Source organism: Acidovorax delafieldii 2AN, assembly GCF_000175235.1.
Lineage (GTDB): Bacteria > Pseudomonadota > Gammaproteobacteria > Burkholderiales > Burkholderiaceae_C > Acidovorax > Acidovorax delafieldii_B.
This window is the reverse complement of record NZ_ACQT01000408.1, coordinates 1-2,133: the sequence shown is the minus strand read 5'-3', so window position 1 is coordinate 2,133 and position 2,133 is coordinate 1. Positions and strand designations below refer to the sequence as shown.

The window sequence follows — 2,133 nt, the reverse complement described above, 5'->3', positions numbered from 1 at the left end:
GATGGTTGATCGCTTCCTCGCAGCTCTCCACGGCGACGATGGCCGCTGCCATCAGCAAGTGCGCCAGTTCGCCTATGGTGCCCTCGCTGCGTTGTGAGCAGGTAGCGGGCCATGTCCAGCGTGGCAATCGACGAGGGTCGCCGCAGAGGAAGCGAAGCGGCGAAGCTGGCCAGCAGTGAGCAGCAATCGTCGTTGGCCTCCCACAGCGGCAGCATCATCGGCTCGAAGCGGTTTTCCAACTGGTCATCCGAGCGGATGGCCAGATAGGCGTCGCGCGTGCCAACCCCGACCAGTGGGATGCGCAGTTCGTTGCCGAGGAAGCGCAGCAGATTGAGGAATTCCCGGCGGTTGACGCTGTTACCAGCCAGGACGTTGTGCAACTCGTCGATCACCAAAATGCGCACGCCGACCTTGCGCAGCAGTGCCAGCGCCAGTTGCTCCATTTCCGGCAGCCGTGGGCGCGGTCGCAATGGCGCACCCATCGCCGCGAGCAGCGCGACGTAGAAGCGGATCACAGACGGCTCGGACGGCATCTGCACGACCAGCACCGGGATGTGCTCCTGGTCGGCATCGGCGCTGGCCAGATGCGTGCGCCGGAATTTCTCGACGATCATCGACTTGCCGTTGTTGGTTGGGCCAATCAACAGCAGGTTGGGCATGCGTTGTTTGTTTGGCCACGCATACAGGGCTTCCAGCCGGTTCAGCGCCTCGATTGCTCGCGGATAGCCGATCCAGCGGTCGGCGCGAAGGCGATGGATGCGTTCGTCCGCCGGGAGACGTGCCAAGCCCTGGGCCGCCGGCAGCAGGTGGGACAAGTCGATGATGGGATATTCTTCCACGGCTACCACTCCTCAATCTGGTCGAACGGTTTGGCCGGCGGCTGGTTGTCTGCCTGCTGCCCATCCATGTCAGCGCCCGGTGGTGGCGTGGTTTTGACAGGCGTTGCCGTTGCCTTGAGATGCTGGCGTCGATCCGCGTCGCGCCGCGCCTTGCGCGTAGCCTTCTGCGCGGTGGTAACGATTTCGCGCATCTGGCCGATCATGCGGAACAACGCCGACTCATCCACCTGTTCGCGCCCTTGCTGCCGCAATTTCGCCAGCGCCTGTCGTTGTTCCCAGAGGGTGACAGCCGGGTGCGACAAGGTACGGTAGGGAATTTCCAGGTAGTGCTGCCCCTCTGGTTCCAGCACCCATATGCGGCTGATGTCGCGCGGGTCGCGCCGGATCAGGAACGCAGGCAAGCGGTCCCGCCGAGCTATCCACGGCTTGAGCGCATCGGCGTAGTAGTGGATGTGGTCGATGACGAAGCCGGTGCGGGTCAGCGTGCGGCGGATGATGGGCAGAAAATCGACCAGAAAAGCCGTGGCGCGAGTGATGACGGTTGGCACGCCGGTACGCGCGACAGCTTCGGCCCAGCGTGCGGCCGGCGGTTGGAGCAGGCCGTTGTGCACGGAGCCGTGATAGGTGCCAACCGCCAATGCGAGCCAGCGTTCCAGCTCGCGCAGTGTCAGGGCGGCCATCTTCTCGGAGGCGTATTCCCCGCGCTGGTCAGGATTGGAGAAGGTCGTCCCCGGCAATTCGTCGTGGATCATCTGCATCGCCGTGCCGATGATCCGTTCCACGATACCGCCGTAGTGCGGCTGCCCGAGCGGGCGATAGTCCAACCGGATACCATGCTGCTCGCAGCCACGGCGCAGCGCCTCGCTCTTGAACTCAGCCGCGTTGTCCAAGTAGAGCAGTCTGGGCTTGCCGCTCATCGGCCAATCCATCTCTACGTTCAACCCTTCCAACCAAGGGCGCTTGTCGCAGGCGGCATGCACCAAGCACAAGCCGACCGAGACGGCGGACGGGGCTTCCAGCGTAACGACCATGCCAACCACGCAGCGGGTGAATACGTCGATGGCGAGGGTCAGGTATGGACGGCCAATCGGTTGCCGGTCGCGCTCGTCCACCACGATCAGGTCGATGACTGTGTGGTCGATCTGCACCTGCTCCAGCGGCGCGGAGACGGGTGGCGGAACACCACCAACACCTTGCAGGTCGCGGGCGGCATCTTGTCCTTCCCGGCGGTGAGTGACCTCGCGCGGATCGAGGCCGGCGATCCGCAGAGCCACCGTGTTGCGCGCCGGCACCC

1 protein-coding gene and 1 pseudogene are annotated in these 2,133 nt (G+C 64.4%); both read right to left on the bottom strand.

The annotated features are described in order from the left end of the window. Positions 1–839, bottom strand: a pseudogene (locus tag ACDELDRAFT_RS21630) (TniB family NTP-binding protein); the annotation flags it as partial. A 2-nt stretch (positions 840–841) separates the two neighbouring features. Further along, positions 842–2,133, bottom strand: a 1,292-nt coding sequence (locus ACDELDRAFT_RS21625; RefSeq protein ID WP_040330460.1) for a Mu transposase C-terminal domain-containing protein, incomplete at its 5' end; no start/stop codon positions are given.